The sequence below is a fragment of the Bacteroidales bacterium genome (assembly GCA_014860585.1).
Classification (GTDB): domain Bacteria; phylum Bacteroidota; class Bacteroidia; order Bacteroidales; family 4484-276; genus RZYY01.
This window is the reverse complement of record JACZJL010000046.1, coordinates 19,715-45,816: the sequence shown is the minus strand read 5'-3', so window position 1 is coordinate 45,816 and position 26,102 is coordinate 19,715. Positions and strand designations below refer to the sequence as shown.

At 44.2% G+C, this 26,102-nt stretch carries 12 protein-coding genes and 1 other RNA gene; 6 read left to right on the top strand and 7 right to left on the bottom strand.

Annotated features, from left to right (window positions below):
* The 4 genes from ssrA to buk form a co-directional block, all read left to right on the top strand.
* Positions 1-82, top strand: a transfer-messenger RNA (tmRNA) gene (gene ssrA / locus IH598_05565); the annotation flags it as partial.
* 326 nt (positions 83-408) lie between these two features.
* Positions 409-1,686 (top strand): peptidase M64, encoded by a 1,278-nt coding sequence (locus IH598_05560; protein MBE0637966.1) that lies wholly within the window; start codon positions 409-411, stop codon positions 1,684-1,686.
* A 118-nt stretch (positions 1,687-1,804) separates the two neighbouring features.
* Positions 1,805-2,701: a bifunctional enoyl-CoA hydratase/phosphate acetyltransferase gene (locus IH598_05555; GenBank protein ID MBE0637965.1), complete on the top strand. Its 897-nt coding sequence runs from the start codon at positions 1,805-1,807 to the stop codon at positions 2,699-2,701.
* A gap of 137 nt (positions 2,702-2,838) precedes the next feature.
* Positions 2,839-3,915 (top strand): butyrate kinase, encoded by a 1,077-nt coding sequence (gene buk, locus IH598_05550; GenBank protein ID MBE0637964.1) that lies wholly within the window; start codon positions 2,839-2,841, stop codon positions 3,913-3,915.
* A 35-nt stretch (positions 3,916-3,950) separates the two neighbouring features.
* On the opposite strand, the gene IH598_05545 is transcribed toward buk, so the two are convergent.
* The 6 genes from IH598_05545 to IH598_05520 all read right to left on the bottom strand — a co-directional run bounded on the left by IH598_05545 (position 3,951) and on the right by IH598_05520 (position 10,459).
* Entirely contained in the window at positions 3,951-6,074 is a 2,124-nt protein-coding gene (locus IH598_05545) for a histidine kinase (GenBank protein MBE0637963.1), read from the bottom strand.
* 146 nt (positions 6,075-6,220) lie between these two features.
* The gene (locus IH598_05540; protein ID MBE0637962.1) at positions 6,221-7,198 is read right to left on the bottom strand and encodes an electron transfer flavoprotein subunit alpha/FixB family protein; all 978 of its coding nucleotides are present in this window, start codon (positions 7,196-7,198) and stop codon (positions 6,221-6,223) included.
* A gap of 26 nt (positions 7,199-7,224) precedes the next feature.
* Positions 7,225-7,974, bottom strand: a complete 750-nt coding sequence (locus tag IH598_05535) for an electron transfer flavoprotein subunit beta/FixA family protein (protein ID MBE0637961.1) — start codon at positions 7,972-7,974, stop codon at positions 7,225-7,227.
* 121 nt (positions 7,975-8,095) lie between these two features.
* A complete protein-coding gene (locus tag IH598_05530; protein MBE0637960.1) occupies positions 8,096-8,467 on the bottom strand; it encodes a GxxExxY protein in 372 nt (123 codons plus the stop codon).
* 188 nt (positions 8,468-8,655) lie between these two features.
* Positions 8,656-9,795, bottom strand: coding sequence for an acyl-CoA dehydrogenase family protein (locus IH598_05525; protein MBE0637959.1), 1,140 nt, complete (start codon positions 9,793-9,795; stop codon positions 8,656-8,658).
* Positions 9,796-9,940: 145 nt separating this feature from the next.
* On the bottom strand, positions 9,941-10,459 hold the full coding sequence (locus IH598_05520) for a hypothetical protein (protein MBE0637958.1): 519 nt from the start codon (positions 10,457-10,459) through the stop codon (positions 9,941-9,943).
* 88 nt (positions 10,460-10,547) lie between these two features.
* Between IH598_05520 and IH598_05515 the strand changes: the two genes are divergently transcribed.
* Complete coding sequence (locus IH598_05515) at positions 10,548-11,102, top strand: HD domain-containing protein (GenBank protein ID MBE0637957.1); 555 nt, start codon at positions 10,548-10,550, stop codon at positions 11,100-11,102.
* A 986-nt stretch (positions 11,103-12,088) separates the two neighbouring features.
* Here the strand turns inward: IH598_05515 and IH598_05510 are convergent.
* On the bottom strand, positions 12,089-24,487 hold the full coding sequence (locus tag IH598_05510) for a carboxypeptidase regulatory-like domain-containing protein (GenBank protein ID MBE0637956.1): 12,399 nt from the start codon (positions 24,485-24,487) through the stop codon (positions 12,089-12,091).
* 766 nt (positions 24,488-25,253) lie between these two features.
* Between IH598_05510 and IH598_05505 the strand changes: the two genes are divergently transcribed.
* Positions 25,254-26,000, top strand: a complete 747-nt coding sequence (locus tag IH598_05505) for a (Fe-S)-binding protein (GenBank protein MBE0637955.1) — start codon at positions 25,254-25,256, stop codon at positions 25,998-26,000.
* Positions 26,001-26,102 lie beyond the last annotated feature (102 nt).

Genomic DNA, 26,102 nt, shown 5'->3' with positions numbered 1-26,102 from the left:
AAAAATCAATGAAGAACTAAACATGTAGAAAGCATTAGTGCTGCTTGTTTGGACCCGGGTTCGACTCCCGGCATCTCCACAACGTCAATAAAACCAGGGAATTAGCCAAATAAATAGTAAAGGCTTTCTTCCTGGTTTTTTCGTTTGAAAAATACCGTAAATTAAATCCCTCCTAAAATTTTCCTGCTTACTTTTGCAGCAAATTAAAGCACCTGATCTAACCTGGAAAATTTATGAAATTCTTTAATTTTTTGATTCTTAGAGTCTTGGTGTCTTGTGCCACAGGCATCACTTTGTGAGTGGCAAAAAGAAAAAGTTGCCACAAAGGCTCAAAGACACAAAGATTCACTAAGTTTATGAATAAAGAAGGCTAAAAATTCAAAATTTAAAAAATCCAAATCTAAAAATATGAACAATAAAAAAATCTTTTCCTTGCTGGTTTTCATTTTCATTTGGAATTCTCTCTCTGCTCAATTCGACCGCTTCTTTCATGACCGCACCTTACGGATTGACTATGTTCATGCCGGCAATCATGAAACAGATGACTATTATTTTGATGAGCTGCTCGAAGAGCCATACTGGGGAGGCTCAAAGGTAAACCTGATTGATACACTAAAGTATGGTGAGTACTTTTTTGAAGTGGTTGATTTAGCGACGGATTCGGTGATCTACTCCAGAGGGTATGGTTCACTTTTCAGCGAATGGCAAACCACTGAAGAAGCAAAAAAAACCACGAAGTCCTTTACTGAGACCGTTGTTTTCCCCTTTCCGAAACAAGATGTAAGGGTTGATTTTTTCGGCCGGGATTCCAAAGGTGAGTTTGAGAAGCGGTTTGTTTACAATGTGGATATAGACAGCTATTTCATCAGGAAAGAGCGCAGGCTTGAATATCCCTCATTTGACGTGCACATTTCGGGCGATCCGGCAAAAATGGTGGATGTTCTGATTTTACCCGAAGGCTACACAAAAGATGAAATGGATCTGTTTAAAAAAGATTGCTTTGATTTTGCCGCGCATCTTTTTAGTTTTGAGCCTTACTCAGAAAACAGTAACAAATTTAATATTCGCGGTGTATCGGCTCCTTCACCGGAGTCCGGTTGCGACATTCCGGCTGATACGATCTGGCGCAAAACTTTACTCAATGCAAGTTTTTATACATTCGACAGTGAGCGGTATTGTATGACTCCGGATAATAAAAGTGTTCGAGATATGGCTGCCAACGCCCCCTACGACCAGATTTACATCCTGGTAAATCATGAAAAATATGGAGGTGGCGCTATTTATAACTATTATTCACTTTCAGTGAACAGCAACAGCCAGGCAGCAAAAATCTTTATTCACGAGCTCGGACATGGCTTTGCAGGGCTCGGCGATGAATATTACGACAGTGAAGTGGCATACAGCGACTTTTACCCACTCGATGTAGAACCCTGGGAACCAAACATCACTACCCTTGTTGACTTCGACAGTAAATGGAAACACATGATTGACCCCGGAACACCCATCCCAACTCCTGCAATTGAAGAATATATGAACGTTACAGGTGTGTATGAGGGAGGCGGATATGCTGCAAAAGGTATTTATCGCCCTTCGATAGACTGCCTGATGCATACCTTTAAAGGAAATGTCTTTTGCGCTCCTTGTAATAAGGCCATCCAGCAAATGATCGACTTCTACTCGGAATAGTCTCAAAATATTTTCTTACAAACTCTCAGGTTATTAGTGCCAGTCCTGCTTAAATAATTATTTTTGCAGCCTGTTAATTGAATAACAAACAAGATTTATTTTCTTAAAAATTTAAACAATGATCCGACATTTGATTGATCTGGTGGAAGCAGCAAAACAAAAAAGAACAAGAAAACTGGTGGTAGCTGCAGCTGGTGATGAAGATGCTTTGCTGGCCGTGAAAAATGCTGTAAACCACGGCATTATTGAGCCAATTTTAGTCGGCAATATGCTGAACATTAACATCATAGCAAAAAACATAAATTTCGATATCAGCGGATATGAAAGCTACCACGAGGAGGACAAATACCTGGCTTCGCGGAAGGCAGTTGAGCTGATCCGCGATGGAAAAGCTGAAATCCTGATGAAAGGTGCAGTTGGAACGGGAACCATGATGAAAGCTGTACTGGACAAAGAATTGGGGCTTCGCAAAGGAGACACACTGAGTCATGTGGCAGTGTTTGAATCGCCATACTATCACAAATTGCTCGGGGTTACCGATGCCGCAATGAACGTAAATCCTGACCTGGAAACAAAAATTGCGATCATTTTAAATGCCATTGAGGTATTTCATAAACTGGGTGTCCATACACCAAAAGTTGCCATTGTTGGGTCGGTTGAAACAGTAAACCCAAGGATGGAGGCAACAATGCACGCCGCTACCATTTCGATGATGAACTACCGCAAACAGATTACCGGGTGCGTAATTGATGGTCCGCTGGCCATTGACAATGCCATCTCAAAAAAATCTGCCGAGCTGAAAAATATTACCAGCGAAGTAGCCGGAGATACAGATATCATTATGGCGCCCAACATTGACGGAGCCAACATACTTTACAAGACCCTGAATTTCCTTGGCGGCGCTGTAGCCGGTGCTGTGATCATGGGTGCAAAAGCCCCGATAGTACTGACCTCCCGCAGTGACAGCGATAAGAGCAAATTCCTTTCGATTGCACTTGCAGCCAATATTGGATAGTTTGTATAGGGTATTGACCACGAGCCATCAGGTGAAGTAAAGAAAAACGGTCAACCTTACAAAAGGATGATCAGCATGTATTCGGCAAAATGTCATTAATCTTATTGTTTCCGTGAAGAATAAAAAGTAAAAGTTGAATGGATGAAATTGGAATTTTAGCGATCAATCCGGGTTCAACATCCACAAAAATAGGGGTGTTTGTGAACCTGAATCCAATTTTTTTGAAGAACATTCAACATGATCCACAGGAACTCTCCAGGTTTGAAAAAATCACCGACCAGTTCCAGTACCGAAAAGACATCATTGCCGGACAACTCAACAATGCCAACGTACCCGAGGAAATTGTAAAAGCAATTGTTGGTCGTGGCGGATTGCTTAAACCCATAGAGTCCGGCGTTTATCTCGTTAATGAGCGCATGAAGGAGGATTTGCGCAACAGCCCCATGGGTGAGCATGCCTCTAATCTTGGCGGACTCATTGCCGATGCCTTTGCCCAACAGCTGAAAGGAGTAAACGCATATATTGCCAATCCGGTGGTTGTGGATGAACTCGACGACATTGCCCGAATCAGCGGTAATCCCAATTTTGTCCGGAAATCTATTTTCCACGCACTAAATCAAAAAGCCGTTGCCCGTTCACATGCCAAAGCAGTGATGCGTAAGTATGAGGAAATGAACCTCATTGTGGCACATCTAGGTGGTGGAATCACTGTTGGCGCGCATAAGATGGGCAGGGTGGTTGATGTTAACAATGGCCTCGACGGAGAAGGTCCTTTTTCTCCAGAGCGATCAGGAACCTTACCGATTGGCGACCTCGTGCGACTGTGTTTTTCCGGTAAATACACGCAGAAAGAAATCATGAAAATGATCAAGGGTGAAGGAGGACTTGTCGGGTACTTAGGAACCAACAGTGCTTACGATGTTGAGCAAATGATGGCTCAGGGCGATCAAAAAGCAGGGTTGATTTATGAAGCCATGGCTTACCAGGTGGCTAAAGATATTGGTGCTATGAGTGTGGTCTTAAAAGGCCAGGTGGATGGCATTCTCATCACCGGTGGTGTAGCCCATTCAAAATGGTTCGTAAATCAGATTATTGAACGGGTGCACAGGATTGCCCCAGTTCATGTTTATCCCGGTGAAGACGAGATGAAAGCACTGGCATTTAATGGAATGAGGGTATTGTCAGGAGAAACAGAGGCCAAGATTTACACTTAGAATTTAGTATATTTCCTGTCTATTCAACGCCAACATCAGGACAACCGGTAACGGAGATTAAGTGGGATTTTTATCAGCGATTGAGTGCCTGCGACAGCATCATTTTTTTTCAAATCAGACGTCTCGACATCTATTTTAGTGATGTTCATATCATTGATTAACCCGATAAATTCATCCATTATCTTGATTGTTTTGAAGGCCTTATCCTTGTTAAACTGCTTAGATTTCTCCATACCGCAACCGTTATCAATTACTCGTATTTCGAGATAGTTGTTCTGCTCTTTTACAGTAATTGTCAGCATTCCCCCAACATCTCTGTGCATTAATCCGTTCGAAACTGCAGATTCAGCATAAGCTTGAATGATTGTTCTCGGAACCTCTGTGGTGAGCACTACATCTTCATCAACCAACAATTCATAGTCAAACTTGTCACCAAACCTGAATTTTTCAATTTCAAGGTATTGCACAGTATAGTCCAGCTCATCTTTTAACAAACGTGTAACTCGATCAGAATAGAGCAATGAAGACCTGATCAGTTTCGCGAATTTCGTAAAATAAGTATAGGCAGTTTTGTTGCCTTCATTGTAAAGTGCCGAAGATACTGCATTGATGGCATTAAAGGTAAAATGAGGGTCAAGTTGATTTCGGATACCTTTTAGCTTTAATTCAGCGATTTGTTGGTCTTTTTGATAAATTTTCCGGAGCTGTTTGGTGTAAAACTTCATTATCAGATCATAAATACCTGCAAGGAAGAAAAATATAAAAAAATAAAAAGGCCATTGCAGAAAATACAAGGAGTTTTTGGTATATGAATAATGATAGACAAAGTCGTTAACGTGCAACGCAAACCCTTCGTGCATGCCATCTTTGAGCAAAACCATTATTTTATTAAGTTTCTGAAAAGGTTCATCGGTAATTGATAAATGAACCGGAGTACTATTATCGTTACGAAAAACATACACACCAAGGTAGTCTCTATCGATCATCAACATCTCTTTTTGTCCGCATCCGTCTAGGTCCATTTCCCTGACCGAACTTTTTACGACAAAATTGCTGAGGGCGCCTGAAGATGCAATCTGGAGATCGGCATCAACGCTATAGATTTTACCAGTGTTATCCGCAAAGGCCAGTGATTGATCCGTTGATTTTGCCTGGAGAAACTGTTTGGGAGTAATGTTGTCCAGAAAAAGCTTACCGGTTACTTGTCTTTCGATTGGGTCAAAGAGCGCTATAGTCGAGGGCTCTCCTATGTTGGAATTGTTGCTGAACAGGAACAATACTTTCTTTTCTCCATTCACACTAATAATTTGATGATTGATTGTAGAAGGAGTGGCTTTGAACTCGACAGGCGGGATCCAGAATTGAAGGTTATGATCGAGGATTAATATCCACGAGGAATTGTCATGAACCGGCACATGATCTGTTGATTTCATATTCCCCGGAGCAAAGTGATTAACCAAAATTTCTATCTGTCCATCATTATCAAGATCATCAACAATAGGGTTATCCGTTAATGAAATCTGGACTGCCAGGTAAGGCGACCGATAAACAGTATCATGTTGAACATCGTAAGCGTAAAGATTTCTTGGATACAGGCCGAATCCTGCTGATATGGCAAAAAGTATCTCAGGAAAAGAATCACCATTGATATCGTTGAGGATAAACGGAGAAAAGGCAAAATCATCAGGAAATCCTGAAAAATTGGCGGTGTCAATAAAAATATCCTGCTGGTCAGGTTTTAGCAAATCCATAGGTTTGAAAACACTGAGAAACGCCGAGTCATTCCTGAAGTAAAGCATGATGATTTCTGCCTTGCCATCTTTATCAATATCAGCAGTTTCTCCACTTTTCATCGTGAGGAACTGCCCATTCATACTCCATTGATCCACAACTTTTCCATTGCCAAGGATGGCTGTAGCAGCAGCTTTCCTTTTTGAGTTTTCGAAAAAAATGACCTCGTCGCTGTTTCCATCTCCATCCAGGTCTGCGTAACAAACAACAGCATTTTTATAAGAAACTGCCTTTGCATCAATACGTTCAGCTTTGTACCTGGCGAAATGATCAGAAAAAATGAAGATAGCGATGATTGTCAATGGCAAAGCAACCAGCAGCGGGTGAATTAATATCCGGACGAGATAACCTTTCGTAAGCTTTTTCAAGGTAAAATAGTTTTGCTAAATAAGTCCTTGCGAAGTTAAACATAAAAGGATTATGCCGTTAAACGATCACAAAAAAATCCCCCGGCAGGTATCATTTATCAGCCAGGGGAGAAAATCATCATCGAATTTTTTTAAACTGAATGTCACTAATTCTCAGCCTTAAACTTCTTCAATGCGGCATTTAGCCTGGGGAGTACAGCATGCACATCGCCGATGATACCGTAGTCGGCAGCCGAGAAAATCGGCGCCTCTTTATCTGTATTCACCGCTACAATCACTTTTGAAGAGCTGACGCCGGCCAAATGCTGGATAGCGCCGGATATTCCAAATGCAAAGTAGAGGTTTGGCGCCACGATTTTACCGGTTTGCCCAACGTGTTCCGAGTGTGACCTCCATCCTTCGTCAGAAACAGGACGTGAGCAGGCCAGCGCAGCCCCAAGGATGTCGGCCAGTTCTTCGAGCGGTTTCCAGTTATCGGGGTTTTTCATGCCGCGACCACCAGAGACAATGACTTCTGCATCGTTGAGCAGGATTTTGCCGGTGCTCTTCTCCACACTGGTTACTTTAGTTTTGATGATCGAAGCATCAAAAGTAGCATCCAGATGCTCGATTGCAACTGCCTTTTTATTTTCAATCACACCGTAAGAGTTTTGCGCTAAACTGATTACTTTGATGTCGGAATTAAAAGCCACATCAGCGAAGGCTTTCCCGTGAAACACTTTTTTTGGGACCGTGAAAGGGCTCAGGCTTGTGGGAAGGCCATTGGCGCCAAACACCATTCCGGCTTTCAGTCTGACGGCAACGCGCGGTGCAATGGCTTTTGAAGCATTGGACCCGGTAAAGATCAGCACACTGGCTGCTTCTTTCTCCACTGCCTGTGCAATGGCTCTTGCATAGGCTCTTGCATCAAGGGTTTTCAATGCTTCATTTTTTAGTGACAAAACCTTTGAAGCGCCGTAATTACCTAATATTGCCAGCTCTTCGGCGGCAACATCGCCGATCGAAATGGCAATAGCTTCTCCACCCATTTGCCCCGCAATCTCAGCTCCATAAGAAACAGCTTCAAAAGTGGCTTTTTTAAATTTTCCGTCAAAATTCTCTGCGAATATGATTACTTTATTCATGTTGTCTTGTTTTAAAAGTTACCAAATCAAATTATTTTGGCTTCGTTGTGAAGCAGGCTCACCAGTTCCTCCACCTGTTCGGCATCCACCATCCTGCATGCAGCTTTGGGCTTTGGTGTATTGTAAGACGTGAAAGTTGTCAATGGTTCTGCGGCGACCGGTTCGACAACTGTAAGCGGCTTGCTGCGTGCCATCATGATACCACGCATTGAGGGGATACGCGGTTCTTTAGCGATTCCCTTCTGCACTACTGCCACAAAAGGGGTTTCTACTTCCACCACTTCAAATCCTCCGGGGATTTCGCGGTTAACCTTTACCGTATCGCCTTCAATGTCAAGCTTTGACACCGATGAAACGCCAGGCATGTCCATAAACTCAGCCAACATTCCACCCAAAGCTGAGCCGTTGTAGTCAGATGATTCAATGCCACAAATGATGATGTCGTAATGATTGTTTTTCAATGCTTCAGCAATCTGGAAGGCAGTGTAATAATTGTCTTTTGGGTCTGCATTCACCCTGATAGCGTCATCAGCGCCAATGGCCAGTGCCTTGCGGATGGTGGGTTCGGCTATCTTATCACCGACAGTGAGTACCGTAATTTTTTCAATTTTACCACCTGAAGCTTCTTTTAACTCAAGGGCACGGGTTAGTGCCAGTTCGTCCCATGGATTGATGATCCACTGTACGTTGGCCAGGTCGATGGCTTTTTGATCGGCAGTAGGTTTGATTTTGGTTGTGGTATCAGGCACGTTGCTGATACAGATTAATATCTTCATGTTTTGAAGTTTATGTTTAACAAAAATGAGCTGAATAAAAATGAAAGGCAAAAATAGAAAAAAAGATCAATCCTGAAGCAGCATGCGAGATGAGGCTAAATATTATTAAGATGTGCTGTTCTTAATTTATGACTCTTTTAATGCCATCTTTAAGTACGGTAGTCTGAAAATTTAGAAGCAAACCAAGTTTATAATTGCCTAATCTTAAATAAGTAAGAACCTGGGCAGTATGCACATCACTAAATGCCTCAACAGTTTTTATTTCTACTACTACCTTTTCTTCGACTAGCAAATCGATCCTATAACCGTGATCAAGCTTAACTTCTTTATAAACAATTGGCATAGGTTTTTCTTTTTGAACCTTTAAGCCAGCCTGCTTGATCTCATAAAACAAACATTCCTGATATGCAGATTCCAATAACCCGGGACCTAATTGTTTATGTACTTCAATGGCACATCCAATAATCTTGTTTGATAATTCATTTTCGTTCATAATATTCATCTTTTTCTTTGTGTCCCGTACGTACGGGATCGTGTCTTCTTGTTGGCTCTCTGTGCAATAGCTATATCACAAAGTTACACAAAGGATCACAGAGTTGCACCAAGAGATAATGACTTCAGAAACCATAGAAAAATCCTCAGCACACCAAACTAATATTTGGGTAAAATTAAGAAAAATCTTTAATCCTGAAGCAGCAACCGCGAGATGACGATCTTCTGTATTTCGGATGTGCCCTCGTAAATCTGGGTAAGTTTGGCTTCACGCATCAGACGTTCAACATGGTATTCTTTCACATAGCCATACCCGCCGTGGATCTGAACAGCTTCGGTGGTCACTTCCATTGCGATATCGGCTGCGTAGAGTTTCGCCATAGCGCTTTCTTTAGCAAATGGTTTTCCGTGGTCTTTCAGCCAACCGGCTTTCAGGTAAAGGTTGCGTGCATTCTCGATCTTGAGCGCCATGTCGGCCAATTTAAACGCAATGGCCTGGTGTTGTGAGATCAACTTTCCAAATGCTTTTCGTTCTTTCGAGTATTTCAACGCCCTTTCGAAAGCACCCTGCGCAATGCCTGTGGCCTGGGCGGCAATGCTTATTCTGCCCCCTTCGAGTGCCTGCATGGCAAATTTAAATCCGAACCCGTCCTCCCCTATCCTGTTTTCTTTTGGGACGATCACATCGGTGAACATCACCGAATGGGTGTCGCTGCTGCGCATGCCCATTTTGTCCTCGTGCTGGCCAAGTGAAATGCCGGGTGATTTGGCATCGACAATCAGCGCGTTGATGCCATGATGTTTCTTCTCGGGATGGGTTTGTGCGATGACGATGTAAACAGAAGCACAAGCTGCATTGGTAATCCAGTTTTTTGTTCCGTTCACCAGGTAATACTCTCCTTTGTCTTCAGCGGTGGTTTTTTGTGAAGTGGCGTCAGAGCCGGCCTCGGGTTCCGACAGCAGGAAGGCGCCGATGTGCTCTCCGGTGACCATTTTTGGCAGATACTTCCGCTTTTGTTCTTCATTGCAGAATTTCTCCATGCCTGCCAGCACCAGCGAATTGTGTACCGACATGATGACTGCAACCGACGAGTCTATCTTAGAAATTTCTTCCATAGCAAGCAGGTAAGAAATCGTGTCCATACCCCCTCCTCCATATTCGGGCTTGGTGATCATCCCTAAAAAGCCAAGTTCGCAAAGCGCTTTGACATGTTCAGTCGGAAATTCTGCATGGGTATCACGGTGGATCACATCGGCCTCAAGTCGCTTTGCAAAATCGCCTGCTGCCTGGCGAATCATCTTTTGCTCTTCGGTAAATTCAAATATCATGTGGTAAAATATTAGGATTAAACAACAATGAAACGACAATTCAATTCAAAATCAATTGATTTCGATACTTCCAGGGTCAATACCTCTAAAAAGTAAAAAGAAGCTAAAAAAACGTGCATCGCAGTGCTCCTTGTATAATACCATCTCAGCCTGAAAACCCTGAAATGGAGGAAACACCAAGCTGGTAAAGGGTTTTCTGAAGCTCATCCGGCCGTTGGGTTCCAATCAGTAGCTTTGTTCCATTCCTGAACTCGATTTGCAATCCTTTGTTACCGGAAGTATTCAACGCCTTACCATTTTTACCGTACCTGAATCCCCAACCTCCAAACTCACCGATTGGACTGTATTTCCGGACATACACCTTATCCACCATATCCCAGGTGATGGTTTTAAAACTCCGGTGAAACGGAAAAAACCGGTAGCTGATGCCCTCTTTGTTTATCAATGTCTTTAATTTCAGAATAAATGGGAAAGCGGCCAATAACATCATGAATGCAAGAATCAGGATCAATACCCAGTCTGGTGCAGGATTGTTCCCAAACTGTATTCCCATGATCACCTGCTGGATTACCCCCCAAACGATGACTGTAACGGGGACAATAAGGAGCAGAAAAATCCATCCCTGTGTAAATCTTTGCTCTTCTTCGAAATAAATTGTGGGCATAAACAGATTAATTTTGAACGCTGGTCAAAAGTAGTTTTTTTACCCTTACAAAATCCACTGCCTTTAATTATTTTTGCAAAAAAAAGTCATGCAACGAAAAGAAGCGCTGGAACTATTGCACACATATATCAAAAATCCCAACCTGCGAAAGCATTGTTATGCCTCAGAAGCGGTGATGAGGGCGCTCGCCGAAAGGCTTGGCAACGATCCGGACAAATGGGGTCTTGCCGGATTGCTTCATGATCTGGACGTTGAATTCGTGAATGCAGCACCCGAAATCCATGGCAAGGAGACGGCCAGGATTTTATCCGGAAAAGGGATCGATCCGGAAATCATCGAAGCCATCCTGCTGCACAACGAACATGCAACCGATAAAAAGCGGACGACGGTTTTTCACCATACCCTTGCTGCCGGTGAAACCATCACAGGGCTGATCACCGCCACAGCATTGGTTTATCCTGATAAAAAGCTGGCCAGTGTTAAAGCCAAATCCGTTCAGAAACGGATGAAAGAAAAAGCCTTTGCTGCCTCGGTCAATCGTGAGCATATATTGGAATGTGAACAGGCAGGTTTGACGCTCGAAGAGTTCATCCAGATCAGTCTTGATGCCATGTGCGGGATCAGTGAGGAGTTGGGGATGTAGAAGTGAATGGGGTGGTGGATTCATGGAATGATGGAGGAATGGATTGATGGAGGATTGGATTGATGGAATGGTGCTTGCAAATCTGACGAAGGAGGAGGTGGGCTTGCCCAACTTTGAAGAATGAAAAGGTGGGGAGTGAGTGATGTTTGCACAATTCCGACAAAGATAGCGGCAAAGTGAAAAACAGCAGAATTCTTCCGGGAGCAATCAGAGAAAAAAAGAGGCTGTCTCCTGTTTTGTGCGTTGGGGCACCCATATTTCAATTTCATCGAATAAAGTGAATGCTTGCCTTTTAATCGTACTTTTGGTCCCGCACATGCGGGATACCAAAAGATCAAGGCTTAATAAAAATTTCTTGTTTTCTACAGATCGGATTCCCCGCGCAATACAAGCCGCTCCACCGCACAATCCTGCCCATGCTTCTGTATTGCTTACTATGCCCCAGGCTGGAATCCTCACTTTGAAAACGTATGAAATTTTTATAAGGCCGATCCCCTGAGCTGATGACGTGGGCTTTTGGGACCGACCTTAAATTCTTTTCGCTGCAAAACAAGGCAATGAACCATGTGCGCAGGCCTGCGGAGCGATCCGGAAGGCAAGGCACTTAGATACGCTGCAAGGAAAATAAATTCAATAGCTTGCCTTGCCGGCTTGGATCGCGCAAGAGGTTTGTTGCCGTAGATTTTGCGCGTAAAGAATTTTCAGTATTGACTTTTTGCTTCTTTTGTGTCAAGACAAAAGAAGAAGTTATTTCCAACATGCAATAACTCCATTTAACCTGTAAATTCACATTGAAAAGATGACCGGGGCACCCAAATCTGTCAAAAAATAATCATAAACAATTGAATATCAATGGGGACTTTTTAAAGCGTTTACCTCGCGCACAAAACAGGAAAAACAGCCGAATTGTTCCAGAATCAAAGTGATAAAAAAAGAGGCTGTCTCAGTTTTGAGACAGCCTCTTTTGTATTGATATTCATCAATGCTTACCTGACAACAAGTTTCTCCACGCGGAGAACATTTTCGCCGGTAAACCTGATGAAATAGACACCTTTCGGTTGGTCGCTCAGATCAATGACCTGCGACTCGTTCAGTCTGCCTTCGGTGATGGCCTGTCCTTTGGCATCGGTAACAGTGTAGCTGATATTCTTTGAAAGATGATCAACAGCCACGTTAAAGATACCTGTGGACGGGTTCGGGAAGATGGTCAGATTGCTGAGTTCAGGTGCACTGATTCCGGTAGCAGTCATCGCAATATCCTTAACCAGCGACAGGCCATTTACAGCGTAAAGTCCGTCGTAGTTGGGCGCCTGCGTGCTGTAGGTCACATCGAGGATGTACTCGGTCTCGTTGGACTGGCGGTATACCCTGAAGCTTAGTGGTTCGCCTTCGGTGAAACCGTCGTTGGCGGCAGTGGTAACGTCATTACCAAAGAGTGCCAGTGAAGCGGTTTCTCCGTTGACAACCGTCAGACCTGCACAAACACCATTGCTGGTGAAAGCGCCGATCACATCACCGTCGACGAGGCCTGATGTTGCATTTTCGTCAAAGGCAACAATGTGGCTCAGTCCGGTGTAGGTTACTTCGTTCCAGTTGGTAGTATTGCTGTGACGCAATGGAGCAATCCAACCTGAAGAAGCATCTTTGGCACAAGCCGGGAAGGTGAAGCTGGCAGCGCCGGCAACTTTTACCCAGTAAGCTTTGCCAGGTACTACTGTTTCGAGTGTATAAACACCTGCTGTCGGATAGTAAATCCCATTACCTGCTACTTCGAAGGCAATAATGAGGCCAGGGATCTGACCAAACACATCATCAGCATCTAAGTTGCAAGGTACGAGTACCGGGAAGAGGTTCCAGCCTGCGGTAAGATCAACCGTTGGCGATACAGTAGCTCCAACAAGTGTCAGCACGGCTTCAGCATTCATCTTGCTAATGTAACCGTGCGCATTGCTGAAGTCACCCATCGTGTTGATTCCATAAGCAGGATAGAACAGATCGGTGAAGTACTGCGTGATGATCATGTCGTCAACAACAGGATCAATTACATCAGCAAATGCAGCATCCATCATCGGATCGATGTAGGATGACCATGCGCTCCAGCCTTGTGGCAATAGGATATCTTGGGTAGGAATGACCGGACAAGCAGTCGTAAAGCTGAAGAATTCACCAGCCAGAGGTGCAAATCCTGCAGCAAAGCTGGTTACAACGTTTCCTTCAGGATCAAGCATTTCAAATCCGCATTCTTCATCATAGGCGCCAACACTCCAAACCAGTGAAGTCAAGGTTGCATCGCATAGAGTAACCATTGCCGTTCCAAATGAACCGCCAGCCAATGTATAAGTACCGATTAAAGCGCCAGATTGATAGATAGAAACACTTGCACCATTCCAACCATCGCCCCAGCTGTCAGTAAAGTTCAGTGTGTAATCACAGCCTGTAGCGCACAGCACTGAAGCACACAATTCATTGGATTCTCCTGTTACAACACCAGGCATAATCTCCTGACTTACTGTGTAGCAGTATTCAACATCAGGCATTACCTCTGTATCGACATAGGTGTTTTGATAAGTCTGTGCAATAGTTTCACCATCGCGAATTACATTGTAGTAAGTTATGAAAGTTTCTGCACATTCCCATGAAGCAACATAATTGTTACTCATTCCACAAGGATATCCGCTGAATACACCCGGAGCCACGAAGAAGTAATAAGTACCCGGAATCAGTTCAACTTCAATAATCATCTCTTCACAAGCTAATCCAGAGAAGAACGGTGCTATATATCCGGTGATATTGCCACACCCGGGTTGACCAGGTACTATTTGTTCGATCAAACCACCAATTACAGGAAACTCGGCGGTAACAGTAAAGGTTACAGCTTTTGGTTCAGTAATCGTGAGTTCGTACCAGTCAGTATCTCTGCGGTTTGTTCCTTCAAACATATAGGTACTTGCAGTTCCACATACAACGTCACCGCAGTTCACTTGCGTAAATACTGCAGGATCTGAATTACAGCCGCCATTGGTCAGGTCAACATATTCATCTCCCGGACAAGGCTCTCCTTCAGCTAATGCGCCCGGAGGACAGGTTACAACACAAGGTGCTGCTCCGGTAATACCAAGGATGTAGTTACCAAAAGCAGATCCATAACCATAAACCTTTACATACCATGTTGTACCCTGGGTCATTGGACCAGTAGTGATATGTGATTGAAGTGCTCTTGTATCGCAAACCGGACTGTCGTCATTATAATAAGCATAACCGCCGGCATCACATGCTGCCCAAACTTCCAGTTTGGTGTCAAAATCGGAGCCACACAGTGATACGTCAACTGAGCTGTAATTCTGATCGGCAGTAAAGCTATACCATACAGCCTGGTTTGCTACGATAGAACCCGTTACAGGGTCATCACCCACATCGCCATAATCGAATGCAGTAGTGCAGGCTTCACCAGGACCAATTACCGTTTCGGTGATAGTCAGTGTGAAATCAGGAATACAATCAGGTGAAGGCCAGGTATCAATCATGATGTAATAGGTGCCGGCAGCCAGTTCAGCGTTGATGGTAACCCCACCTGCTCCCGTATTTGTTGCAGTTGCAATGCAGGTTGCAGTTGGAGGACATGCATCACTGATCAACATACCGGTCCAGGTTGTAGTGGTAGTCATTGCGATTGACAATGTCTTGGCTTCAGTAAGTGTGATTTGATAGATGATATCCTCACCACCATCATAGCTTCCAAGGCAGGTTTCACTATACGAATTGCCTCTTCCGCAGGTAGTATTTACATCGGTGTAAGGCAAAGCACCCACAATGATAGGATCGGTGCAATCGTCACCTACAGCGCGACTACCTGTAGATTCAGGGACAATCACTGTAGGACCGTGTAATTCAGCCTCTTTATTGAAGCTGGCGCCTTTTTCTTCCATGTTGGATGCAGAAATTCTGCCAGCATAATCTTTACTGTACGCAGCATTTCCTTCCCATCCAAGGCTGATACTACCGACTCCTCCATTTGCATAGAGTAAAATTGGTGTACCAAACTCCAACTGGAAGTCAAGTGTGGTGGTCTGATCGAGCAGGATTTCGACCGGTGCCACGGTTTCGGTAACATAACCGGTTTTGGCTGCCGTAACAGTGTAGGTACCAACAGGTAAAGCCATTTCATAATAGCCCAACTCATTGGTAACGGTGCTGTATCTCAACTCTTCTGCAGTAATGGTAACACCGCTAACCGGGCCTTTTGCAATGATATCGGTTACATAACCTGATAACATCCCAAGGTCTTCGAGTACTTCAAATTCAACTGGAACGGTCAATACAGGATTAACCGGATCGTTGGAGGTTACCAAGATGTTGGCATAGTAAGTTCCAAATGCAAGATTGGTAGCATCGAAGGTAGCCGTCAGATCAACCTGACCAACACCATTGATATTGCCAAATTCCGGTTCAACAACCAACCATGGATTTTCTGAAGAACCATTGATGATAAATGGCCATGTCAGAATATTACCGGAGCCTGCAGGACTTTCAACAATTGTCCAGCCGGTAGGAGTATTCTGGAGAGCATTTCCGACTGGTTGTGGACCAACGATAGATACTGGCGGGATCCATGGACCAGAAGCAAGACTTCCGGCTGCAGCCATCTCAACCCAATAAGTACCAGCTTCAAGCATAAGACCAGGTGTAGCAGCAGTAATCTTCATTATTGGCCGGGCTGTACCACAGGTTTCTGTTGCTGAAATTCTGAAAATACCGGAAAATACCACTGAACTCATCCTGTTCGTGGTCATATCTCCCCAAATCACAGTACCACCTGCCATCGGGTTGCCATCCCAAATACGAATATATGCAGCTGTTATTGTTGGTACAACACCCGAACTGGTTTGATAACCAAAGATATCAAAGGATTCGATGGTCCATGTACCTTCAGCAATGGTAAAGTCGTCGGCAGCACTGTAGCCCAATACCTGGTTGAAGTTGGATCCATAGAGCGTTGCCGGAGCCTGGATCATGCTTTCAGGAGCAAGGGTTGTTGCGCATTGACCTGTAATGAGTGGTCCGTTACTGTACAACTCATCTTTACTATTGTCTGATGGTGGTGTAAATCCTGCAGTATTTATCTGATTAACAGTTCCTACTTCAGTACAAACATCACGTGCTTCAGGTGACAGAACAAAGTTTGGATCCATAACTACAAGATCCGGTTGAGTGATATCAGCTGCCGGATTCTTGGCAAAGACTACAGCAACTTCAAAATCAACCTCGCCCAATCCGCTATTGATAACACTCAGCATCTCAGTCCCAGTTTCGCCAACATACAATGATTTGAACAGAGATGTCGGGTTGGTGCTGATTTCCGGGAGGTAGGGAACCATTGCGCACAGTTCATTGGATTCGCCGGTTTCGACGCCGGGAGCAACAACATGAGTAACGGTGTAGCAATACTCTTCGCCGTTTACGATGTCATCGTCATAGTAGGTCATTCCGGTGTAAACATCGGCGATATCCACTCCATCACGGAAAACATTGTAATATGCAGCAAAATAAGGCACTGTTGTCAATGTCGCAACATAGTTGTTGGCCGTTCCGCATGGATAACCGGTAAAACCATTGATGCTTACAAAGAAGTAATAGGTTCCCGGTAACAGATTAACGGTAACGAAAGCTGGTTCACATGGGATGCCTAGTGCATAAGGTGAAATCGATCCGGAAATATTAGCACATCCCGGAACACCCGGTACTATTTGTTGAATGAACCCAAATACTGAAGGGAACTCGGAGTTGACGGTAAATGTAGCTACAACAGGCTCGTCGGTAACAAATTCATACCAGTCGGTATCTCTGCGGCTGGTTCCGGCTAAAGTGTAGTTACTTGCTGTACCGCAAACCGGCACATCAACAGTAATTGGTGAGAAAACGGCTGGATCAGAGTTGCATCCGCCGTTGAAAGTATCCACATATTCATTCCCAGGGCAAACTTCCCCTTCGGGTTCTCCACCAACCGGGCATTCAACAACACAAATTTCGCCAAGTTCGATGGTGAAATCAAATGGAAGGCTTTCCCAGAAAGGATCCCAATAGATTTTGTAGCTTACATTTGCTGTTGCATTAAAGGTTACAGCAGATGCATAGGGGAAAAATGAACAGGCAGCATTGAGGTCATCATTTTCGGCTACCACAATCCCACCACAGGCATCATACACAACGACATAGGTATCAGCTTCCTGGCCATCGATGCATGTAGAGATTGTTACGGCAGCATCTTCGGTCGGGGTGAACTCATACCAGTAGTCTGCGTTTGGTGCGGAATTCAATCCTACCAATGCAGTAGCGGCTGTTTCACAGGTGTTGGTTACTACACCCAGTCGTTCGATTGATTTTACTTCGTTAAGTGATGATTGATAGGAAGCTTTATTGCTGATTTTTTCAGCAGCTTCGAGGTCTGTATCGGAAACCGATATACCTGCAGTCAGGTTAGAAGTCTCAGGAACAGTCGAGCCTTCTTCCCAAACGAGTTCAACGCCGTAGTAATCAGGTTCAGCGCTGAGCAATACCGGAGGCGCCAAAATAACAACACCTGCAGGTCCAACGGGTTCTGATTCGCCTTCGTCATAAACAGCGGTAACCGTATAATAATAGGTGCCGCCATCAAGGCCAAGGTCATCATATTCCGTTTCGGCGGTATTGGCGAGGAATTCTTCATTCCTGTAAATGTTGTAGCTAAGTAAATCGCGGCCTGCTCCAACATATTCTTTAGGAACAAACTGTCCTGTTCCGGTTCCCGGGGCCATTCTGCTGGTATGAGCAACAGGTGTTGCTCCATTAAGAATAGGCGCCTGTACAAGTAAACGTTCTCCACCATCCAGCGGATCAGCCATAATCCAGAGATTCATCAGGAAATTACCGATTGTACTCAGACCCATACCTGAGAAACTGCTTAGCGCTCCGTAATAGGAGTTGGTTGTAGTAAGTTCATTATCAGAACTCAAATCCGGGTATGCATCCGTTGCAATATTTCCAAGTGGTTCAAGGAAAATTCCAACCAATCCATTTTCAGGGATAGAACCCAGCGGAATGTCAATCTCCCACTGGTCGTTACCGGTCGTCTGAAACACTGGCGTTGAGTAAAGCAGCGTAAATGTGTTCCAGTCAACCACATGCAACTGGTAATCCCAGGTTCCCAACAATCCCCATGATGCGTGGTGGAAATCAGCTTTTTCAACTGTTACATTAGTGAAACCGCTGATATCGTAAACCACACCATAACCATAATCGAATGACTGATAGTATCCATTTTGAGGATTATTGAGGTGATAGGACAATTCATAAAGTTCTCCTGCTCCACCGGCTAAATCCCTGAATACATAATCATCCACATACATCTCATCGGTAGCGGCCGCACCAAAGAAGTCGTTGGCTTCAAGTGTATTCTGCCCTGTATTTTGGGCATAAGCGCCAAGACTCCATTGATAGGTAATCACCTGATTTCCGTTAACCCAGAGTTCAGTTAAATCCTGATCAAGGTCGACGATATTTTCAACCTTAAACCAGGTACCAACAGGCCAGGTAAAAGTTCCAATGGTTGTTGGCGGTCCGTTTGGATTGACACTTCCAGCTCCGCCAGCGTTGAAATAAACTTCAATGCCCCATACGTAGGTTCCGCCGGTAAACTCTTGTAAAGTATTGAAGTATCCTGTTTTTCCAGTTGGTATGTAAGCATAGAAACTGATGCTGTATTTACCGGTAGTAATTTGATCGCCAAAATCTTTGACCAGGTCATTATTTTGAACGATCACTACTGAATTAGCTCCGCTGTGCGCCTGAAGATTTGAAATATATGGGTCTTCAACCGCATTGCACGGAAGAATTGACCAGGTAGTCCAATCCGTCGGGTTCTGGCAGGCTAACTGTTGACCTGCAGTGTAGGCTTCGAAATCATCTTCAAAGATAACACCACCAACGGGAGGAACATAACCCGGCTCATTCCAGGTCAGGTTCACATTAACAAAGTTTTCCACCACAGCTACTAAATCTGTGGGTGGGTCAACAATAATGTTCAATTCGAAGTTGGCTATGTAGTTTGCGCCGTGGCTTACCGTAGCAGGTTGCGACTGTGGGATGTACCCTTCGATACTGGCCATGACTTCATACGTACCTTCAAGCACATCGCTTAATGTATAAGTTCCATCAGCTGCAGTGGTAGTTTCGTACCTTGATGCTTCAGCGGTAATAGTAACCCCTTCAATTGGAAGTAAAGTATAGGCATCGGTGACCAAACCGGTGATTGTTCCGGCACCGATGGTAGTGAATTTCCAGAGCGGACTATTCACAGTACCGGCGGCATTTCTCGACCTGACCTGCCAGTTGTAGGCTTTCTTCTTGTCAAGAACAAGTGCTGTTGTGGCAAGGTCGAAGGATTCGCCAAGGAACCAGTCGGAAGTAAACACTGACTGTGTAAACGGCGGTGTACCGGTGGTAATTACCAGCCTGTTGAACGCTGTACCTGCGCCGTTAACCCATTCGAAGTAGGGCTGTAACGATACAAGGGTTGCATTGTTTGGTGGTGACACCAATGTAGCGGCAACCGGCGGTAAGGTAGAAGCTACAGTCATCTCAACCGGAACGGTAAGTGTAGCTTTTCCGGCTACCTGTCCGTTGTGGTTGATGTTGATGTTGGCGTAGTAAGTAGTGTCGGTAAGTCCTGTTGCGTCCAGGTTAACATCCACCACCTGCGATTCGCCGGGGCCTACAACACCTGAAGTAGTACCCAGTGATATCCATAAACCACTCGCGGTACCATTGATCTGGAAAGGCATACCTTGTGGTCCAATATCAACAAGTGCAGCCCAGGCTGATGTGGCAGTTTGATATTGGATTGAATTACCGGTAGTTGTCTGGCCTAAAATTGTGATCGGAGGAATCCAGGGGCCAGAAGCTAAAGTACCACCCATGCTTACCTCTACCCAATATATACCAGATGTAAGTGATAATCCAGACATATCTGCAACTACCTTCATAATCGGTCTGTTTTCAGCCGGAGCAGATTCCAGTACACGCCAGCAATTTGTCCATTGTGTCGAAAGTAACCTGTTGGTAGTGAAGTCACCAAAAATAAGTGTTCCACCACTCATTGGGTTTCCATTATAAATCTTAACCCTCACATCGTTAATGGTTGAAGTCGTTGTAGATCCAGTTTGGTATGTAAAGAATGACATTGTCTCCACAGTCCAATTTCCTGTAACTTCAAAATCGTCAGCAATTGAATTACCGGCTGATATTTGCGCTCCCGAACCATAAGTGGCCATGCCAAGGCTTAAATCCTGAAGCTTACTATAGTCAGAACCACCCGATCCTGCACCCGGGTTTGTAACAAACGGACCATTATCCCAGAGTAAATCTCGTGATGGATCACCTGTTACAAAAGTAACCGGATTAACCGGATTTTCAATTGTGCGCATAGTTTGGGTATTTACCTCAGCAACATCAGCTTGCTCAGGACTGAAAGATGCAGGCATACTCACATTACCCATTTTGGGGTTATGGTTACTTGCAAAGCCATCGCTTAATAGCTGGATACCTGCACTCCATGTCAATGTTTCCGTTCCCATGGGATTGGAAATCGTAAGGTTCGTTGTCATCACCTGGCCTGGCTGTAAAGTTTCCTGAATGATTTCAGGGTCAACAGCAATTTGAGCATAACCTAAGGTGAAGTCCTGGGTTGTTGTCACATCAGTAAGAATTTCAACTCCTTCGGCTACAACAGAGAAGTAACCTTCGGCTTCGCAGGTGAAATCATAGAGGCCGGTCAGTACATTTTCTATCTGATAGAAACCGGTAGCATCTGTAAAGCCTTCATATACTCCGCTGAAAACCCTTGCATTTTCAACCGGACCCCTGGTAGCTTCTGTTACGTAACCGCTTAGAATTCCAAATGTAGGAACAAAAGCTTTTACATCATCAATGTACCAATTGTCAATGTTAAAACTATACCCATCGCCAAAGAAGGCAAACCTGAAGTTGGCAGAGCCTACACCTTCAGCAGAGGTCACGACAATACTCTGGCTTTCCGGTCCAACGTTAGCAGTCGGGTCAACCACCGACCAGACGGTGTTCCAGTTTACACCATCACCTGTGGTCATCAAACCAATAGTATAAGGTATTGCATAATAATCAAAGAAATGCTTAAACTCGATGAGCATCGAAGTTTCACCCGTAGTATTGATGGGTGGCGATACCAGCATGGATAAGCCTGTGAAACTCGGACTCCAATATAATCTCATTTCGGGTGATATACCACCTGCATTTGCGGTTGCAGTTGCTCCCCAGTTAGTGAGACCTAAACCCTGAACCTCCCAGCAAGCCGGGATGGTACCAGTAGTAACACCTGTGAAATCTTCCTCATAGGGCAGCTCAAATGCAGCGCACGGGGTTTCAAAGTTAAAAGGACCAGCCCAAGGGCTTACAGCTTCAGATCCACAATCAGCCTGCGCGTAGAAGTCGTAACCTGTTTGTGCAGTAAGGCCTGTTAAATCGTATGAAGTATCATTCACACCTGTAACCACAGTGCCTGAGCCCTGTGCAAAACCTTCTGCGCCCCACTCAATGTTCCACAACGTTTCATCTCCTCCGGCAGTCCAGATCAAAGTTGCAGTGGTTGCTGTCAGGTCAATTACGCCAAGATCAGTCGGAGGCAGACAGGAAGGAGGAGTGGCAAAGGTGAACGGTCCGACCCATGCGCTAGTTTCATCCGTGCTGCAATCAGCCTGAACGTAAACATCATAGCTTGTTTCCGGTGTCAACCCTTCAATCAGGTATGGATTGGCAGTAATGCCGGTCAGCGGTGTTCCGGTGCCGAACGGGTATCCGGCAGCTCCCCATTCGAGGTTCCACATCGTTTCTCCATTATTTGCCGTCCAGCCAATAGTCGCTGATTCAGCAGTTACACCGGCAAGGTTCAGACCTGATGGTGCAAGACAATCAGCAGGAAGGAACTCAATGGCGCCTGGGTCAGGAGTGGTTGTACGCGCTACGCCATAAAAATCTTCGGGTACAAAAGCCAGAAGATCAGTACCAAAGTTGTCAATGGCTGCGGCCTGTGGCATCAGGTTGCCTCCAAACAGATCAATGTAAAGCGGATCTGCTTCAATACTATTCACATCATATCCTGCAGTTTGCCAATCAGCTAAATTGTAGTTAATCGCATTAAAATATCCTACATAGTTGGTTCCGGCAGTGGCGCCAATGTTAAAGACATTGTAATTTGATGTAATCACTGCAGTATTTGTAAAGAGATAAATACAATGCTTTGCACCTGTTGAATTACTCAGGATTGATATGATATTGTTTTTGATATCAATTCCCAAAGCAGTAGCACCCGTATGGTAAATTCCCCTGATCACAGATGAACCACTATGGTTGATGTAGTCAAGGGCAATTGTATTGTGGTAAATCCTGGTATTCCCTGAACTGGCCAATGTGCTAAAGTAAATACCATATTGAATACTATTCATATTTCCGTAACCATGTACAATGTTGTTAGAGATCAACAATTCATTGCCGGCATCAGCCGATACAGTGGTGCCATAAAAGCCATAGGCAGTGCTTGTTGAAACAACAGAGGGTGATAGATCAAAAACATGATTTCCATCGATCAATGAACCGGACATGTTTTGTGTCAGATAGAGCATGTAAAGAGTTCCTGTAGTAGTTCTTGTCGGTCTTGAGATTTCATTGTTCGCAAACAAACCATTGTTTTGTCCACGCAGGTACAAGCCATAGAGGTGGAAATCCTTGATGGTATTGTTTGTAATCACATTGTCCATTGAATATGGAGCAGCGGTTGGTCCATTTACTACGAGACCATAATAACCACCAATAGCAGTACAATTATCAACAGTCAGATAACTGGCTGCCAGCCCGGCTGAAGTAGCTGCCGTAGCGCTGTTACTTGTGACAAAAGCAGCAAAGTTGGAACTTGTCGTGGTTAAATCGGTGATAAACTCGCAATTGGTGAAAGTGTTATAATCGGCATTGTTCATCAATTGCACCGTAAAACCGTATTCAGTGGTTAAAGTACCAAGCGATTTGAAGATCATGTTATCAATTGTAACATAATCAGTTCCGTTCATCTTCAACGTTGCGCGTTCGTTGGTATTGGTAGAAAGATACTGAAGTGTTTCTCCGTTACCATTGATCGTAAGTGTGTTAACATCACTACTGTTTGGTAACTGACCAAGAATAATTTGCTCAGTATATGGCCCTGTTCCTGCAACTACATCAACAATTACTGGACCTGCAAACCCGCCAAGATTGATGGCAGTGGCAAAATCGGTAAAGTTGTTGAAATTGGTTCCACCCGTAGGCAGTGTGCTGTTGATCGTGTAGCTTCCGGAGAGAGGATCTGCTGTTGTCCAGAATGAATAGGGACCAGCCCATTCACTCACTTCGTCAGTTCCGCAGTCTGCCTGAACATAAAATTCGTAGTTGGTTACCGGAGTAAGATTTGTTAACTGGTAGGACGGGGAGGTCAGTCCTTGTACAAGCGTACCAGCTCCGGGGATAAACCCAGCAGATCCCCATTCCAGATTCCATAATGCCTCAGTGCCAAAAGGTGTCCATCCTAAATCAGCAGTAGTTGTTGTGAGATTACTAGCAACTAAAGTGTTAGGCGCCGGACAGCTTGCAAGTGAATAAAGAAAACTCAACCCGGCTGGAGGGATAACAGTGCTGGTGATAGCACAAGTTGCGGTGTTGATAGCACCTGATGTGGTAGCTAACCAATCGGTTGCAGTAGTACGATTTTTGTAATCGGCATTTGTAGCACCCCTGAGTCCAACTTCTGGATGAACCGGAGTGGCATAGGCTGAGCCAATAAAATCTCCATAAACAAATTCGATCTTATTGCCATTCTCATATAACCTGATCTGAAAATCCAGGTACTCGTCTGGATAGCTCGTACCATAACGTTTGGCATCAGTCCACTGAACTACATAAATGTAATCACCGGCTGAGCCAATGGTTTCAGAACGGATTTCACTTCCTGTGCGCCCCTGCAGATCGCGACCAATGGCCGCAGCACATCCTGGAGCAGCAGTAGTGGAAGAAATAGGAGAATACCCCAATGTTGCAGTTCCTCCAAAAATTACATAACCATTGGGGGAAATGGTTACCTGGGTGTAATCCACACCTAGATAATTAAAGGTAAAACCGAGCGCAATACTGGGAATCATCGCGTCATCCCATGTGTCTGTTGCATGTACTGCTCCGCCAGTGATAGGGGTGTAAGTCCCAGAAGACTGGCTGAACTCATACACGCTTAGCTGTCCACTGACGCTCATCGCAATGGCGATTAGCATCAATAAAAGTAAACTTGTAACTTTTCTCATAAACGTTAGGTTTAAATTAATAAATAAAAAATTGAATTTAACTAATTTCTTGATTGATAAATGAATAAACCCTCTGGTAGCAGTAAGCCTCTGAAAAATGCTTAAGCCCGGAGGAAAATAGTCTGGTGGGAAATGGTTTGTAACTAATGTTCATCGGCCTCCTTTTTTTAAATTTTCTGATACCGCAAATATAAATTTTTTTTCCTTTACCAAAAAAATAGTTTTTTAACTCCTAATTTGTATTCAATTTAAATAGAAAGCCGGTTTTTAAACCACCATCATCGTAATCTATTCAATGTATGGTTGTTTTGGGATGTAAGAAACCGGATATTCCATTACTGATTTTTGACATATGAGTAAAAAACCAGGACAGGAAAACCATGAAATTAATAATTTTTAACCTGAAGGCCGGGTGTTAAATTTGAATTTTTTACCGGTCAGCCAATTCTTACACATAAATTTCATCACCCTTGCTGGCTCATCATTCATCAGAAAAGATGCAATATCAGACAGGTTTTGAAATCAAAATTGTCCGACTAAAATTGAAAATATTCTTAATCAATGAATTTTGAGATGAAGCTGACCCAAAAGTCTGGATTTACCCAGAACCGTTGGAAATCAGGAGTGCCCCGTCCTTCCCGACATTCTCAGGAAAGAAGTGATCAACATGAATAGTTTTCTTGCGTTCACCAACTATTAACAGTTACCCTGCAGGTCAACAGCGAAAAAACCTTACTTTTGCCCGAAATTTAAAACGCCTGACCTGATGGAAGTGGACATCTTTATTCCCTGCTTTATTGATCAGCTCTACCCTGAGACGGGGTTTAACATGGTTAAAGTATTGGAAAAACTCGGTGTGAAAGTACATTACAACCCCAACCAGACCTGTTGCGGGCAAATGGCTTTTAACAGCGGGTTCTGGGATGAAGCACGTGAACTGGGGGTGAAATTCATCCAGGATTTCAACACTGGCAGACCTGTGGTCGGACTGTCGGCTTCCTGCCTTGGATATGTGCAGAATTACTTCGAAAAACTGTTTTACAATTCACCATGGCATCTCGAAAACAGGAAATTGCGGGCAAACCTTTTTGAAATTACCGATTTTCTGGTCAATGTGTTAAAGAAGGATGACCTGGGTGCAACGTTCGAAGCCAAAGTCACTTATCATGACTCCTGCGCAGCCTTGCGGGAATACAGATTGAAAGATGAGCCAAGACTTTTGCTGAGCAAAGTTAAAGGACTCGAACTGGTCGAAATGGCTGACACCGAAACCTGTTGCGGATTTGGAGGAACATTTGCCATTAAGCATGAACCGATTTCCACAGCCATGGCGCAGCAAAAAGTGGAAAATGCACTCGAAACCGGTGCTCAATACATTGTCTCCACCGATCAGTCCTGTCTGTTACATCTTTCATCCTACATCGCACAGCAGAAGCTGAACATTAAAACCATACATATCATTGATTTACTGGCAAAAGGGATGGGATTGGAAGTTGAAAAGTTAAAAAGTTAAAAAGTTGGAGGTTGGAGGTTCGAGGTTCGAGGTTCGAGGTTCGAGGTTGGAGGTTTAATAGTTCAGAGTTTGAGATGTAATGAACCCCAAACCCCAAACGTC

What these genes read in the sequence shown, in the direction of transcription:
- IH598_05560 (MBE0637966.1), top strand. Translation starts at nt 409, where the DNA reads ATGAACAATAAAAAAATCTTTTCCTTGCTGGTTTTCATTTTCATTTGG.
- IH598_05555 (MBE0637965.1), top strand. Translation starts at nt 1,805, where the DNA reads ATGATCCGACATTTGATTGATCTGGTGGAAGCAGCAAAACAAAAAAGA.
- buk (MBE0637964.1), top strand. Translation starts at nt 2,839, where the DNA reads ATGGATGAAATTGGAATTTTAGCGATCAATCCGGGTTCAACATCCACA.
- IH598_05540 (MBE0637962.1), bottom strand. Translation starts at nt 7,198, where the DNA reads ATGAATAAAGTAATCATATTCGCAGAGAATTTTGACGGAAAATTTAAA.
- IH598_05535 (MBE0637961.1), bottom strand. Translation starts at nt 7,974, where the DNA reads ATGAAGATATTAATCTGTATCAGCAACGTGCCTGATACCACAACCAAA.
- IH598_05530 (MBE0637960.1), bottom strand. Translation starts at nt 8,467, where the DNA reads ATGAACGAAAATGAATTATCAAACAAGATTATTGGATGTGCCATTGAA.
- IH598_05525 (MBE0637959.1), bottom strand. Translation starts at nt 9,795, where the DNA reads ATGATATTTGAATTTACCGAAGAGCAAAAGATGATTCGCCAGGCAGCA.
- IH598_05520 (MBE0637958.1), bottom strand. Translation starts at nt 10,459, where the DNA reads ATGCCCACAATTTATTTCGAAGAAGAGCAAAGATTTACACAGGGATGG.
- IH598_05515 (MBE0637957.1), top strand. Translation starts at nt 10,548, where the DNA reads ATGCAACGAAAAGAAGCGCTGGAACTATTGCACACATATATCAAAAAT.
- IH598_05510 (MBE0637956.1), bottom strand. Translation starts at nt 24,487, where the DNA reads ATGAGAAAAGTTACAAGTTTACTTTTATTGATGCTAATCGCCATTGCG.
- IH598_05505 (MBE0637955.1), top strand. Translation starts at nt 25,254, where the DNA reads ATGGAAGTGGACATCTTTATTCCCTGCTTTATTGATCAGCTCTACCCT.